Consider the following 14473-nt stretch of genomic DNA (forward strand, 5'->3'; position numbering starts at 1 on the left):
CTCTTTGTTTAGTGTGATTGTGACAGGCGTTTTACCGCCGTCTGTAAAGCGTATGAATAACCGTCCGCCCCGAATCCACAGATAACGCCTGCGGCGATATCCGACAGATAGGAGTGATGACGGAATGGTTCGCGGGCATGCACGTTGCTCAGGTGGATCTCGATAAACGGGATATTCACCGCAAGCAGCGCGTCGCGGATTGCCACGCTGGTGTGCGTAAACGCGGCCGGATTAATCAGGATATAGTCTACAGCGTCTTTAGCCTGATGAATTCGGTCGATTAGCGCGTACTCCGCATTCGATTGCAGGTGATCCAGCGCCACGTTCAGAGCCGCGGCTTCCGATCCCAGACGGTTAACAATTTCAGAAAGCGTGAGGGTGCCATACTTCTCGGGCTCACGTGTACCAAGCATGTTAAGGTTGGGGCCGTTCAAAAGCAAAATGCGAAACTTGTCAGCCATTGTGCGGCTATCTCCTGCTATTCTCGGGTAAAAAAACAAAATATACCTTCGAAACGCGCTTGTCACCTTTTCAGGGCATTAAAACCCCTCCAGGAAAACCAAAGTCGCACATTATAACGATTTCGTAGCATTTGGCAGCTAAATACTGGTCTTATCAGGGAAGATTATCAACCGCTATCGTGAAAAGAGTCGCGGTTGATAAAAGATCTGCGGGAAACTGCACATATCCGGGGATTAGCGCCACCATTGGCGGAACTTCTTGTAACGCCATGCTAAAAGCACCACCGCCAGCCCGGCATAGATCAACGGCTGCGGGGATAATATCTTCACTGACCATAGATAGTGGATGGGAGCAAGAATCGCCACCAGATAGACGAAGTTATGCAACGTTTGCCAGCGTCGGCCTAATTTTCGCTGTAGCGCCTGAGTCGACGTTACCGCCAGCGCCAGCAGGGTAAGCCAGATGATAAACCCCAGCGTCAGATACGGCCGGCTAACCAGCTCAGAACCCAGCAGCGCCAGATTGTTAATACCCAGCTCCAGCAGCGTATAGCTGGTCAGGTGCAGCGTCGCCCAGGCAAAACACCATAATCCCAGCAGGCGACGGGTACGAATCAACAGCGGCTGTTTAGCGTAGCGCGCCAGCGGCGAGACAAGCAAGGTTGCCAGCAGAAATTTAAGAGCCATCCTACCGGTAAAGTGTTGAATATCCTTTGCCGGGTCGGCGCTGAAGTACCCCTGCTGCGCAGCCCAGAATAGCCAGAGAAAGGGGAGAAATCCGGCCAGGTGGAGAATGACCTTCAGCCAGGTAATCTGTTTTACGTTCAGACGCACTAGTAATTCTCCCGCAAATTCAGGCCCCGGTAGAGCGATGCCACTTCGTCAGCATAGCCGTTGAACAGCAGCGTCGGCTGGCGCTTGACGTCCAGTACGCCCCCGGAACCGATAAAGCGTTCCGTTGCCTGCGACCAGCGCGGATGATCGACGTGCGGATTGACGTTGGCGTAAAAGCCGTACTCATCCGGTCCCGCCAGATTCCAGGTGGTCGGCGGCCGATCGCGGGTGAGTTCGATACTGACAATCGACTTAATCCCTTTAAAACCATATTTCCACGGGACCGTCAGCCGTATCGGCGCGCCGTTTTGCGGCGGCAGCGCCTTGCCGTAGACGCCCACGCTCAGCAGGGTCAGGGGATGCATCGCCTCATCCAGGCGCAGGCCTTCTACATAAGGATAGGCCAGGCCGCCGCCGATAAAGCGATCTTTTTGCCCCGGCATCTGGTCGGGAGCGTAGACGGTTTTAAACGCTACGTAGCGGGCGCTGCTGGTGGGCTCAACCAGCGCCAGCAGCTTATGCAGCGGGAAGCCAACCCACGGCACCACCATCGACCAGGCTTCGACGCAGCGCATCCGGTAAATGCGCTCTTCGAGCGGAAAGCGGGTGGTCAGATCGTGATGATCGAGCGTCAGCGGTTTGGCGACTTCTCCGCCGATAGTCAGCGTCCACGGATCGGTTCGCAGACTGCCGGCGTTGGCTGCCGGATCGGCTTTATCCAGACCGAACTCATAGAAGTTGTTGTAGCCGGATACCTTATCCTCCGGCGTGAGCGGCAGCGCGTTTTGCCACTCGGCGGGTTTGTTGAAGGTCAGCGCTTTGCCCGCCGGCGCGGGAGGGCGGTCGTGGCCTTTGAACCAATCGAGAAGATCGGCTTTTGCCGTGGGGGAAAGGGAAAGGGCCGTTGCGGTAATCCCCAGGGTTTTCAGAACCTGGCGACGCTGTAGCATAAACACGGATTCTGCCGTGACGTCGGCTTCCGTTAGCTTTTTGTGTTTCATGACATTCTCCGGCATGCTTTTTCCTAAGCATGACGGAGACGGAGAACTATCGCGAATATGTCACGAAAAATTGCATATTAGGCGATTTTTACCAGCGTCCGGCCCTGGATTTGGTTAGCCATAATCTTCCCGGCAAAGGCCGGCGCTTCGGCGAGCGTAATTTCCGTGGCGCTTTGTGCGTAGAAGGATTCAGGCAGATCGCGAACCAGCCGCCGCCAGGCTTCAGCCCGGCGCGCGGGCGGAGTCATCACCGAATCAACGCCCTGCAGACGGACGTTACGCAAAATAAACGGCATCACCGTCGTCGGCAGCGCAAAGCCGCCGGCCAGGCCGCAGGCGGCCACGCAGCCGCCGTAGTTCATCTGCGCCAGCACTTTCGCCAGCACCTTGTCGCCGACGGTATCGACCGCGCCGGCCCACTGCTGTTTCTCCAGCGGGCGGGTTTCGGCAAACTCCTCGCGCCCAACGATACGCTGCGCCCCCAGCGCCTTCAGATATTGATGGGTGCTTTCGCGACCCGAAACGGCGACCACCTGGTAGCCCAGACGATGCAGCAGTGCGACCGCGGTGCTGCCGACGCCGCCGCTGGCGCCGGTGACGACAACCTCGCCGTCCTGCGGGCGAATGCCGGCATCCTCCAGCGCCATCACACACAGCATGGCGGTGAAGCCGGCGGTACCGATCGCCATCGCTTTACGACCGTCCAGCCCTTCAGGCATCGCCACCAGCCAGTCGCCCTGCACGCGCGCCTGCTCGGCCAGGCCGCCCCAGTGATTTTCGCCCACGCCCCAGCCGGTGAGCAGCACCTGCTGGCCTGCGTGGAAGCGCGGATCTTCGCTGGTATGGACGACCCCGGCGAAATCGATGCCAGGAATCATCGGAAAGTTGCGGATGATTTTTCCGCTACCGGTGATGGCCAGCGCGTCTTTATAGTTGAGACTGGACCACTGGATATCGACGGTGACATCGCCCTGAGGCAGCCGGCTGGCGTCAATGGTTTGCACCGAAGAGATTGTTTTGCCATCCTGCTGTTCTAATATTAAAGCCTGCATATGCGGGTCCTTATTGGCACAAAGATTGGAAAAATTTTTCTGCAGACTATACTCGCTATCGGCATTATTACGCCGATACAACGCAATAAATTGCCAGATACGTCAGCTTTGATAGTATGCCTCGCACTTTAGAAAGTTAGTGCTTACTTTGGGAAAAGCGCCAGTACCGGAGTCCGAATATCTGTCGGGCAGTCATTCACACGCGGAGTTAACACAGGGATGCGATTAACGACGAAATTCTCAGCATTTGTCACGCTGCTCACCAGCCTGACTATCTTTGTCACGCTAATTGGCGCGTCGCTGAGTTTTTATAACGGTATTCAGCAAAAAGTAGAGAATCGCGTCCAGGCCGTGGCGACGGTGCTGGATAACCGCCTGATCTCTTCATCCTTTTCCCGGCTCGATCCGCAGATGGATGAGCTGATGACGCCGGTAGAAGTTGTGCGGGTTGATTTTCTCCTTAACGGCAAACCGGTATACAGCCACACGCGTAGCGACAGCTACCGCCCGCTGGGCAGTAATAACCAGTATCGGGAAATTACGATTCCGTCGCTGAAGCACCCCGGCATCACGCTGCATCTGGTCTATCTCGATCCGATGGCCAATTACTTCCGCTCGCTGCACATTACCGGACCGCTCTCCGTCGCCATTGGCTTTATGGTGCTGATGATCTTTTTTTCCGTTCGCTGGATCCGTCGTCAGCTGTCAGGACAGGAGCTGCTGGAGCTGCGGGCGACGAGGATCCTTCACGGCGAACGCGGGCCTCAGGTGCGGGGATCGGTGCACGAGTGGCCGGTAAGCACCAGCAGCGCGCTGGATATGCTGCTATCCGAACTGCAGTTTGCCAGCGATCAGCGAAGCCGTATGGATACGCTTATTCGCTCCTATGCCGCTCAGGACACCAAAACTGGGCTCAATAACCGCCTGTTTTTCGATAACCAACTCGCCACGCTGCTGGAAGATCAGGAAAAGGTCGGCTCGTACGGCATTGTGATGATGATCCGCCTGCCGGAGTTCGATTTGCTGCGCGATAACTGGGGGCGCGCCGCCGCGGAGGAGCACTACTTCACGCTTATCAATCTGCTTTCTACTTTTATTATGCGCTATCCCGGCGCGCTGCTGGCGCGCTATCACCGCAGCGATTTTGCCGTCCTGCTGCCGCACCGCACCCTGAAAGAGGCGGATAGCATCGCCGGGCTGCTGCTGAAGGCGATGGACGCGCTGCCGCCCACGCGCATCCTTGACCGCGATGACATGATGCATATCGGTATTTGCGCATTCCGCAGCGGGCAGACGACGGCTCAGGTGATGGAGCGCGCGGAAGCCGCAACGCGCAACGCGGTTCTGCAGGGGAGCAATAGCTGGGCGGTGTATGACGATTCGCTGCCGGAGAAAGGGCGCGGCAACGTGCGCTGGCGTACCCTGATTGAACAGATGCTCAGCCGCGGCGGGCCACGGCTCTATCTGAAGCCCGCGGTGAATCGCGACGGCCGTGTCCATCACCGTGAGCTGATGTCCCGCCTGTACGACGGCACGGAAGAGGTGATTGCGGCGGAATATATGCCGATGGTGCAGCAGTTTGGCCTGGCGGAAGAGTATGACCGCCTGCAGATCACCCGGCTGCTGCCGTTTTTAGGCTTCTGGCCGGACGAAAACCTCGCTTTACAGGTGACGGTGGAGTCGCTGATCCGCCCCCGATTCCAGCGCTGGCTGCGCGATACTTTGATGCAGTGTGAAAAATCGCAGCGTCAGCGCATTATTTTTGAACTTGCAGAGGCAGATGTTTGTCAATATATCGGCCGCCTGCAGCCTGTTATGCGGCTGGTTAACGCTTTAGGTATCCGAGTCGCCGTGGTTCAGGCCGGCTTAACGCTGGTTGGCACCAGCTGGATCAAGCAGCTGGACGTCGAAGTCATCAAGCTACACCCGGGGCTGTCGCGTAATATTGAAAAACGCAGTGAGAACCAGACTGCTGGTTCAGAGCCTGGTGGAGGCCTGCAAGGGGATGCCGGTCCAGGTTTTTGCAACCGGAGTACGCAGCCGAAGCGAGTGGCAGGTCCTGTCTCAATGCGGCGTTACCGGTGGTCAGGGGGAATTTTTTGCTGCCTCACAGCCACTTGACACAAATGTGAAAAAATATTCGCAAAGATACTCGGTTTGATCTGCCGTTTAGCGTGATTTCACGTAGAATAACGCGCGCCATAGTGAAGGGGGTGTGCTTGTCTACCTGCCGGATTATCGCAACGTAAATGCCAGTAAATGACCTTTGACAGGTTGCAAATTGAAGCGCGGAGAGCTGCTGAAGATTTCAGCAACGAACGAAGCTGGAAAATTTGTAACGAAGGAAATGAACTGCACTAATTTTCACCGTAGCAGATGATTTTTGCGCCTTGTCGCTGCTGCGTGTGGTTGGTAAAGTAAGCGGATTTTGTTTTCCGCCCCAGCTTTCAGGATTATCCCTTAGTATGTTAAAAAAATTTCGTGGCATGTTTTCCAATGACCTGTCCATTGACCTGGGTACCGCGAATACCCTTATCTATGTAAAAGGACAAGGCATCGTATTGAATGAGCCTTCCGTTGTGGCCATTCGTCAGGATCGTGCCGGATCGCCGAAAAGCGTCGCCGCTGTCGGTCATGAAGCGAAGCAGATGCTCGGGCGTACGCCGGGCAACATCGCGGCGATTCGCCCGATGAAAGACGGCGTTATCGCCGACTTCTTTGTTACCGAAAAAATGCTGCAACACTTCATCAAACAGGTGCATAGCAACAGCTTCATGCGTCCGAGCCCGCGCGTTCTGGTGTGCGTACCGGTTGGTGCGACCCAGGTTGAGCGCCGCGCAATCCGCGAATCCGCGCAGGGCGCTGGCGCCCGTGAAGTCTTCCTGATCGAAGAGCCGATGGCGGCCGCGATCGGCGCCGGCCTGCCGGTTTCTGAAGCAACCGGTTCGATGGTGGTGGATATCGGCGGCGGTACCACGGAAGTAGCGGTTATCTCCCTGAACGGCGTGGTTTACTCCTCTTCCGTGCGTATCGGCGGTGACCGTTTCGATGAAGCCGTGATTAATTACGTGCGTCGTAACTACGGCTCCCTGATCGGTGAAGCAACCGCAGAACGCATCAAGCATGAAATCGGCTCCGCTTATCCGGGCGATGAAGTGCGTGAAATCGAAGTGCGCGGTCGTAACCTGGCTGAAGGCGTTCCACGCGGCTTCACCCTGAACTCGAACGAAATTCTCGAAGCGCTGCAGGAACCGCTGACCGGCATCGTTAGCGCGGTGATGGTTGCCCTCGAGCAGTGCCCGCCAGAGCTGGCTTCTGATATCTCCGAGCGCGGTATGGTCCTGACCGGCGGCGGCGCGCTGCTGCGTAACCTCGACCGCCTGCTGATGGAAGAGACAGGGATCCCTGTCGTAGTTGCAGAAGATCCACTGACTTGCGTCGCGCGTGGCGGCGGTAAAGCGCTGGAAATGATCGATATGCACGGCGGCGACTTGTTTAGCGAAGAGTAGTCAGCCGAAGGTCCGGGGTGGCTCAAGGGCTGCCCCTGGTCTTAACTGACACGAGAATACGCATAGCCTATGAAGCCAATTTTTAGCCGTGGCCCGTCGCTACAGATTCGCCTTATTCTGGCGGTTTTGGTGGCGCTTGGCGTGATTATCGCCGACAGCCGCCTCGGTACGTTCAGCCAGATTAGAACGTACATGGATACAGCCGTCAGTCCTTTCTACTTTATTTCTAATGGTCCCCGGGAATTGCTGGATAGCGTATCGCAAACGCTGGCCACCCGCGATCAGCTCGAACTGGAAAACCGCGCGCTGCGTCAGGAACTGTTGCTGAAGAATAGCGACCTGCTGATGCTGGGCCAGTACAAGCAGGAGAACGCGCGCCTGCGTGAACTGCTGGGCTCCCCGCTGCGTCAGGATGAGCAAAAAATGGTGACCCAGGTCATCTCGACGGTTAACGATCCCTATAGCGATCAGGTGGTTATCGATAAAGGCAGCGTCAGCGGCGTTTACGAAGGCCAGCCGGTTATCAGCGATAAGGGCGTTGTCGGTCAGGTGGTTGCCGTCGCGAAGATGACCAGCCGCGTGCTGCTTATCTGTGACGCTACCCATGCGCTGCCGATCCAGGTGCTGCGCAACGATATCCGCGTGATTGCCGCCGGCAATGGCTGTACGGACGATCTGCAGCTGGAGCACCTGCCGGCGAATACCGATATTCGCGTCGGCGACGTGCTGGTGACCTCAGGCCTTGGCGGCCGTTTCCCGGAAGGGTATCCGGTGGGCGTGGTCTCTTCGGTCAAGCTGGATACGCAGCGCGCGTATACCGTTATTCAGGCTCGTCCGACCGCGGGTCTGCAGCGCCTGCGCTATCTGCTGCTGCTGTGGGGGGCCGATCGTAACGGCTCCAACCCGATGACTCCGGAAGAGGTCCATCGCGTAGCGAATGAACGCCTGATGCAGATGATGCCGCAGGTTCTGCCCGCGCCGGATTCCGTCGGGCCACAAATGCCGGCCCCTGCTACCGGCCTGACGCCACCCGCGAAACCTCTGCCTGCAGGGGGGCAATAGTGGCAAGCTACCGTAGCCAGGGACGCTGGGTTATCTGGCTCTCGTTTCTTATTGCACTCTTGCTACAGATCATGCCCTGGCCGGCGGACATTAGCGTCTTCCGGCCAAACTGGGTTCTGCTGATCCTGCTGTACTGGATCCTCGCGCTGCCGCATCGGGTGAACGTCGGCACGGGCTTCGTGATGGGCGCCGTTCTCGATCTCATCAGCGGCTCGACGCTGGGCGTTCGCGCGCTATCGTTAAGTATCATCGCTTATCTGGTCGCTTTGAAATATCAGCTGTTCCGTAATCTGGCGCTCTGGCAGCAGGCGCTGGTGGTGATGATGCTCTCACTTGCGGTGGACATCGTTGTTTTCTGGGCAGAGTTTTTAGTGATCAACGTCTCTTTCCGTCCGGAAGTGTTCTGGAGTAGTGTAGTAAACGGTGTGCTCTGGCCATGGCTATTCCTGCTAATGCGTAAAGTGCGTCAGCAATTTGCGGTGCAATAAGGTTGATATGACAACTCTGTATCTTGCTTCAGGTTCTCCACGTCGACAGGAGCTGTTGACTCAGATGGGGCTCTCTTTCGAGCGCGTGGTTCCCGGTATTGAGGAGCAACGCCAGCCGCAGGAGAGCGCTCAGCATTACGTGACTCGCCTGGCGCGCGAAAAAGCGCAGGCAGGCGTGGCGCTGGCGTCGCGCGATCTGCCGGTGCTGGGAGCAGATACTATTGTCATCCTTAACGGCGAAGTGCTGGAAAAGCCGCGCGATGCCGGGCACGCCGCAGAGATGCTGCGTCTGCTTTCCGGGAAAACGCATCAGGTGATGACGGCGGTTGCCCTGGCGGATAAACGGCAGGCGCTGGATTGTCTGGTGGTTACAGAGGTGACCTTCCGCCTGCTGAGCGAGCAGGATATCGCCGGCTACGTCGCCAGCGGCGAACCTTTAGATAAAGCAGGTGCATACGGTATTCAAGGGCTGGGTGGCTGCTTCGTCAGGAAGATTAATGGCAGCTATCACGCCGTAGTCGGCTTACCGCTGGTAGAAACGTATGAGTTGCTGAGTAACTTTAACTCACTGCGTGAAGAAAAGGGATAAAGATGACGGCTGAATTATTAGTGAACGTAACGCCATCGGAAACGCGCGTCGCGTATATCGATGGCGGTATTCTGCAGGAAATTCATATTGAGCGCGAAGCGCGGCGTGGGATCGTAGGCAATATCTACAAAGGTCGTGTTAGTCGAGTGCTGCCGGGAATGCAGGCGGCTTTTGTAGATATTGGCCTGGATAAGGCCGCATTTCTGCACGCGTCGGACATCATGCCGCACACCGAGTGCGTCGCCGGGGAAGAGCAAAAGCAGTTCACCGTGCGCGATATCTCCGAGCTGGTGCGTCAGGGCCAGGACCTGATGGTACAGGTGGTGAAAGACCCCCTCGGCACGAAGGGCGCCCGTCTGACCACCGATATCACCATTCCTTCCCGCTATCTGGTGTTTATGCCCGGCGCCTCGCACGTTGGGGTTTCCCAGCGCATTGAGAGCGAAGCGGAGCGCGAGCGGCTGAAGAAGGTGGTTGCCGACTACTGCGATGAGCAGGGCGGATTTATCATCCGCACGGCGGCTGAAGGGGTACACGAGCAGGAAATGGCCGCCGATGCCGCCTACCTCAAGCGCGTCTGGACCAAGGTGATGGAGCGTAAGAAGCGCCAGCAGACCCGCTATCAGATGTACGGCGAACTGGCGCTGGCTCAGCGCGTGCTGCGCGATTTTGCCGACGCCCATCTCGACCGCATTCGCGTCGACTCGCGCCTGACCTACGAATCGCTGCTGGAGTTCACTGCCGAATATATGCCGGAGATGACCAGCAAGCTCGAGCACTACAGCGGCCGCCAGCCGATCTTCGATCTCTTTGACGTAGAGAACGAAATTCAGCGCGCGCTGGAGCGGAAAGTAGAGCTAAAGTCCGGCGGCTATCTGGTCATCGATCAGACCGAAGCGATGACCACCGTCGATATCAACACCGGGGCCTTCGTTGGCCACCGCAATCTTGACGATACCATCTTCAATACCAATATTGAGGCGACTCAGGCGATTGCCCGCCAGCTACGGCTGCGCAACCTTGGCGGGATCATTATCATTGATTTTATTGATATGAATAATGAGGATCACCGCCGCCGGGTGCTGCATTCGCTGGAGCAGGCGCTGAGCAAAGATCGGGTGAAAACCAGCATCAACGGCTTCTCCCAGCTTGGGCTGGTGGAGATGACCCGCAAGCGCACCCGTGAAAGCGTGGAGCACGTGCTGTGCAAGGACTGCCCGACCTGTCACGGCCGCGGTACGGTAAAATCGGTTGAAACGGTGTGCTATGAAATCATGCGCGAGATTGTCCGCGTACATCATGCCTACGACTCGGATCGTTTCCTGGTCTATGCTTCTCCTGCCGTCGCGGAAACCCTGAAGGGGGAAGAGTCCCACGCGCTGGCGGAAGTCGAAATCTTTGTCGGTAAACAGGTCAAAGTGCAAATTGAACCGCTCTATAATCAAGAGCAGTTTGATGTGGTGATGATGTAATCATCTGGTTTGCCCTCGTTCAGCCTTCCGGTCGCGATGCTGGCCGGCGCGAATGAACGCCGCGCTGAGGGGCAGATCAAGGATGAGGTGTAACAGTTTGACAAGGAGAGATGCGTGAGGCGACTGCCCGGGATATTACTGCTCACCGTGGCGACACTGATTGTTGTCATCGCACTGCTGGTGAGCGGTCTGCGTCTCGTGCTGCCGCAGGCTGGACGCATGGCGCCCCCAGCTGCTGGAGAAAATCTCCGCGATCTCCGGCGCTCCGGTCGATGCCTCACGGCTGAGCGCCAGCTGGGAAACTTTTGGCCCTACCCTCGACGCCCGCGATGTCAAAGCCGGGCTTAAAGACGGCGGCGAGCTGTCGGTTAAGCGCGTTACCCTCGCGCTGGACGTCTGGCAAAGCCTGCTCCACATGCGCTGGCAGTTTCGCGATCTCACCTTCTGGCAGCTAAAAATCCACACCAACACGCCGATCCAGACCAACGACGGCGGCGAGAGCCTGAAAACCGATCGCATCGGCGATCTGTTCCTCCGCCAGTTCGATCACTTTATTCTCCGCGATAGCCACCTGAGCTTCCTGACCCTTTCCGGTCAGCGCGCCGAGCTGGCCGTTCCGCAGCTCACCTGGCTGAACGGTAAGAATCGGCACCGCGCGGAAGGCGAGCTGAGCCTCTCCAGCCTCAATGGTCAGCACGGGGTGATGAAGGTGCGGATGGATCTGCGCGATGAAAACGGCCTGCTGAACCAGGGCCGGGTCTGGCTACAGGCGGATGATATTGACGTGAAGCCGTGGCTGGGCCGCTGGATGCAGGACAATATCGCCCTGCAAAGCGCCCGTTTTAGCCTCGAAGGCTGGATGACTATCGACAAAGGCGATATCGCCGGCGGTGACGTGTGGCTGAAAAAAGGCGGCGCCAGCTGGCAAGGGGATACGCAGCCCCATCGGCTGGCGGTGGATAACCTGACGGCGCACATCTCCCGCAACGGGCAGGGCTGGGGCTTCCATATCCCCGATACCCGAATCTCTATTGATGGCAAGTCCTGGCCCCGCGGCGCGCTGGCGATGGCGTGGATCCCGGCGCAGGACGTCGGCGGGGAGGACCATTCTCGTAGCGACGAGCTGCGCATCCGCGCGAGCAACCTTGAACTGAACGGTCTCACCGGGCTGCAGCCTTTTGCCGATAAGCTGGCGCCCGCGCTCGGCGAAATCTGGCGTACCACCCAGCCGAACGGCAAAATTAATCTTCTGGCGCTGGATATCCCGCTGCAGGCGGCGGAAAAATCCCGCTTCCAGGCCAGCTGGAGCGATTTTTCGTGGAAGCAGTGGAAGCTGCTGCCCGGTGCGGAGCATTTCTCCGGCAGCGTCGCCGGGAGCGTAGAGAACGGCTCTCTGCATGCCAGCATGACGCAGGCGAAAATGCCCTATGAAACGGTATTTCGCGCGCCGCTGGAGATCGCTCAGGGCGACGCGACCCTTAGCTGGGTGAAGAATGAAAAGGGCTTTATGCTCGACGGGCGCAATATTGACGTCCAGGCGACCGGCGTGCGCGCCCGGGGCGGCTTCCGCTATCTGCAGCCGCAGGGAGATGAACCGTGGCTGGGGATTCTGGCAGGGATCAGCACCAATGACGGCGGTCAGGCGTGGCGCTATTTCCCGGAAAATCTGATGGGCAAAGAGCTGGTGGATTACCTCAGCGGCGCGATTCAGGGTGGCCAGTCCACGAATGCGACGCTGGTTTACGGCGGCAACCCGCACCTGTTCCCCTATCTGCACAACGAAGGCCAGTTCGAGGTTTCCGTTCCGCTGACCAATGCCACCTTCGCTTTCCAGCCAGACTGGCCCGCGCTGACCGGCCTGGACATCAACCTCGACTTTATTAATAACGGGCTGTGGATGAAGGCCGATAAGGTCATGCTGGGCAAGGTGGCCGCCAGCAACCTTGAGGCGGCGATCCCTGACTATGCGCGGGAAAAGCTGCTGATCGACGCGGATATCAACGGCGCGGGTAAAGAGGTTGGCCCTTACTTCAAAGAGACGCCGCTCAAAGAGACGCTGGGCGCCGCGCTGGACGAGCTGCAGTTGGATGGTGGTGTGAGCGCTCGCTTACATCTCGACATTCCGCTGGACGGCGAGCTGACGACCGCCAAAGGCGATGTGAACCTCAAAAATAACAGCCTGTTTATCAAACCTATCGACGCAACGCTGAACAACCTGAGCGGTAAATTCAGCTTTGTAAACGGCGACCTGAAAAGCGAGAACATGAGCGCCAGCTGGTTTAATCAGCCGCTAAACCTCAATTTTTCCACCACCGAGGGGCCGAAAGCCTTCCTGGTCGACGTGGGAATGAACGCCAGCTGGCAGCCGTCGCGTACCGGCCTGCTGCCGAAAGCTATCGATGAGGCGGTAAGCGGCAGCGTGCCGTGGGACGGTAAGGTGGCGATTGAGCTGCCGTATCGCGGCAGCGCAAGCTATAAGGTCGATATTAACGGCGATCTGAAAAATGTGAGCAGTCACTTACCTGCACCCGTAGACAAGCCGGCTGGCGAAGCGCTGCCGGTGAAAATCAACGTCGCGGGCGGGCTAAACAGCTTTGATTTGACCGGCTCCATTGGCGCGAAAAACCATATCAACAGCCGCTGGCTGCTGAACCGTAAGCTGACGCTGGATCGGGCGATTTTAACCTCCGACAGCAAGGCCGTTTCTCCGCTCCCCGAGCAGGCCGGCGTAGAGCTGAATATGCCGCCGATGGATGGCGCGCAGTGGCTGGCCCTGTTCCAGGGCGGTGCGGCCAACGAAGTCAGCAGCAATACTATCTTCCCTGAGCGCGTTACCCTGCGGACGCCGTCGCTGACCTTTGCCGGGCAAAGCTGGAATAACGTTAGCCTTGTCTCGCGTCCGGAGGCCGGTGGTACGAAGGTTGAAGCGCAGGGGCGGGAAATTAACGCTTCCCTGACGATGCGGCAAAACGCCCCGTGGCTGGCGGCTATTCGCTACCTCTACTACAACCCGGCCGCCGCGCAGAAGAGCGATGCTGCGCCGGGCGGCAGCACTCCTTTTGCCGATAGCCGTATCGATTTTCGCGGCTGGCCGGATCTCCAGCTGCGCTGCGCGGAGTGCTGGCTGTGGGGGCAGAAATACGGGCGTATCGACGGCGACTTCGCGATCAGCGGCGATACGCTAACCCTTGCAAACGGGCTGGTGGATACCGGCTTTGGCCGGCTGACCTCCGATGGCGAGTGGGTTAATGCGGCAAACGGCGTACGCACGTCGTTGAAGGGTAAGCTCCACGGCAATAAAACGGACTCTTTCTTTGGCTTCTTTGGCGTATCAACGCCGGTGAAAGGTTCGTCGTTTGATGTCGATTACGATCTGCACTGGCGCGCGCCGCCGTGGCAGCCGGACGTGGCCTCGCTCAACGGGGTTCTGAAAAGTCATCTTGGTAAGGGCGAGTTTACCGACCTGAGCACCGGCCACGCTGGCCAGCTCCTGCGCCTGCTGAGCGTGGATGCGCTGCTGCGCAAGCTGCGTTTCGACTTCAGCGACACCTTCAGCGAAGGGTTTTGGTTCGATTCGATCCGCAGCACGGCATGGATTAAAGATGGCGTGCTGAACACCGATGATACGCTGGTTGACGGCCTTGAAGCGGATATTGCGATGACAGGCTCGGTGGACCTCGTGCGCCGCCAGCTGGACCTGCAGGCCGTGGTGGCGCCGGAGATCTCGGCGACCGTCGGCGTGGCAACGGCGTTCGTGATTAACCCGATTGTCGGGGCCGCGGTGTTTGCCGCCAGCAAGGTGCTGGGGCCGCTGTGGAATAAAGTGTCTATTTTGCGCTATCGCATCACCGGTCCTATCGATCAGCCGCAAATCAATGAAGTGCTGCGTCAGGCGCGCAGCGACAAAAAGCAATGATTTGACGATTGCGGGGAATTATCGCACTCTCAATAGATAGCGTTCTATATCCGTTATATTTCAAGCTGCAGATGCGTTGGCTACGCTTG

9 protein-coding genes and 2 pseudogenes are annotated in these 14473 nt (G+C 58.0%); 7 read left to right on the plus strand and 4 right to left on the minus strand.

The genetic code is table 11. The features are described from left to right. Window positions 1–8: 8 nt before the first annotated feature. From aroQ to ABOC21_RS27770, 4 genes are all read right to left on the minus strand, one after another. Window positions 9–461, minus strand: coding sequence for a type II 3-dehydroquinate dehydratase (aroQ, locus tag ABOC21_RS27755; RefSeq protein ID WP_426813993.1), 453 nt, complete (start codon window positions 459–461; stop codon window positions 9–11). 234 nt (window positions 462–695) lie between these two features. Further along, complete coding sequence (gene msrQ / locus ABOC21_RS27760; protein ID WP_426813994.1) at window positions 696–1295, minus strand: protein-methionine-sulfoxide reductase heme-binding subunit MsrQ; 600 nt, start codon at window positions 1293–1295, stop codon at window positions 696–698. Further along, a complete protein-coding gene (gene msrP / locus ABOC21_RS27765; protein WP_426813995.1) occupies window positions 1295–2296 on the minus strand; it encodes a protein-methionine-sulfoxide reductase catalytic subunit MsrP in 1002 nt (333 codons plus the stop codon). The genes msrQ and msrP overlap by 1 nt, the downstream gene beginning before the upstream one ends. 77 nt (window positions 2297–2373) lie before the next feature. Next, window positions 2374–3348: an acrylyl-CoA reductase (NADPH) gene (locus ABOC21_RS27770; protein WP_426813996.1), complete on the minus strand. Its 975-nt coding sequence runs from the start codon at window positions 3346–3348 to the stop codon at window positions 2374–2376. Between the two features lie 219 nt (window positions 3349–3567). Here ABOC21_RS27770 and csrD point away from each other — a divergent pair. From csrD to yhdP, 7 genes and pseudogenes are all read left to right on the plus strand, one after another. Then, window positions 3568–5509: pseudogene (gene csrD, locus ABOC21_RS27775) on the plus strand (RNase E specificity factor CsrD). Between the two features lie 304 nt (window positions 5510–5813). After that, window positions 5814–6857, plus strand: coding sequence for a rod shape-determining protein MreB (gene mreB / locus ABOC21_RS27780; protein ID WP_002918653.1), 1044 nt, complete (start codon window positions 5814–5816; stop codon window positions 6855–6857). A gap of 69 nt (window positions 6858–6926) precedes the next feature. Further along, a complete protein-coding gene (mreC, locus tag ABOC21_RS27785; protein ID WP_041147460.1) occupies window positions 6927–7919 on the plus strand; it encodes a rod shape-determining protein MreC in 993 nt (330 codons plus the stop codon). Continuing rightward, entirely contained in the window at window positions 7919–8407 is a 489-nt protein-coding gene (gene mreD, locus ABOC21_RS27790; RefSeq protein ID WP_041147459.1) for a rod shape-determining protein MreD, read from the plus strand. The genes mreC and mreD overlap by 1 nt, the downstream gene beginning before the upstream one ends. A 7-nt stretch (window positions 8408–8414) precedes the next feature. Continuing rightward, on the plus strand, window positions 8415–8996 hold the full coding sequence (locus ABOC21_RS27795; protein WP_426813997.1) for a Maf family protein: 582 nt from the start codon (window positions 8415–8417) through the stop codon (window positions 8994–8996). 2 nt (window positions 8997–8998) lie between these two features. Further along, entirely contained in the window at window positions 8999–10468 is a 1470-nt protein-coding gene (rng, locus tag ABOC21_RS27800; protein ID WP_426813998.1) for a ribonuclease G, read from the plus strand. A 114-nt stretch (window positions 10469–10582) separates the two neighbouring features. After that, a pseudogene (gene yhdP, locus ABOC21_RS27805) lies at window positions 10583–14384 on the plus strand (AsmA2 domain-containing protein YhdP). The last annotated feature ends 89 nt before the right edge of the window (window positions 14385–14473 follow it).

Source organism: Klebsiella sp. WOUb02 (assembly GCF_050058015.1).
In the GTDB taxonomy this organism is placed as follows: domain Bacteria; phylum Pseudomonadota; class Gammaproteobacteria; order Enterobacterales; family Enterobacteriaceae; genus Klebsiella.

What these genes read in the sequence shown, in the direction of transcription:
- ABOC21_RS27770 (WP_426813996.1), bottom strand. Translation starts at nt 3,348, where the DNA reads ATGCAGGCTTTAATATTAGAACAGCAGGATGGCAAAACAATCTCTTCG.
- ABOC21_RS27795 (WP_426813997.1), top strand. Translation starts at nt 8,415, where the DNA reads ATGACAACTCTGTATCTTGCTTCAGGTTCTCCACGTCGACAGGAGCTG.
- rng (WP_426813998.1), top strand. Translation starts at nt 8,999, where the DNA reads ATGACGGCTGAATTATTAGTGAACGTAACGCCATCGGAAACGCGCGTC.
- aroQ (WP_426813993.1), bottom strand. Translation starts at nt 461, where the DNA reads ATGGCTGACAAGTTTCGCATTTTGCTTTTGAACGGCCCCAACCTTAAC.
- msrP (WP_426813995.1), bottom strand. Translation starts at nt 2,296, where the DNA reads ATGAAACACAAAAAGCTAACGGAAGCCGACGTCACGGCAGAATCCGTG.
- mreB (WP_002918653.1), top strand. Translation starts at nt 5,814, where the DNA reads ATGTTAAAAAAATTTCGTGGCATGTTTTCCAATGACCTGTCCATTGAC.
- mreC (WP_041147460.1), top strand. Translation starts at nt 6,927, where the DNA reads ATGAAGCCAATTTTTAGCCGTGGCCCGTCGCTACAGATTCGCCTTATT.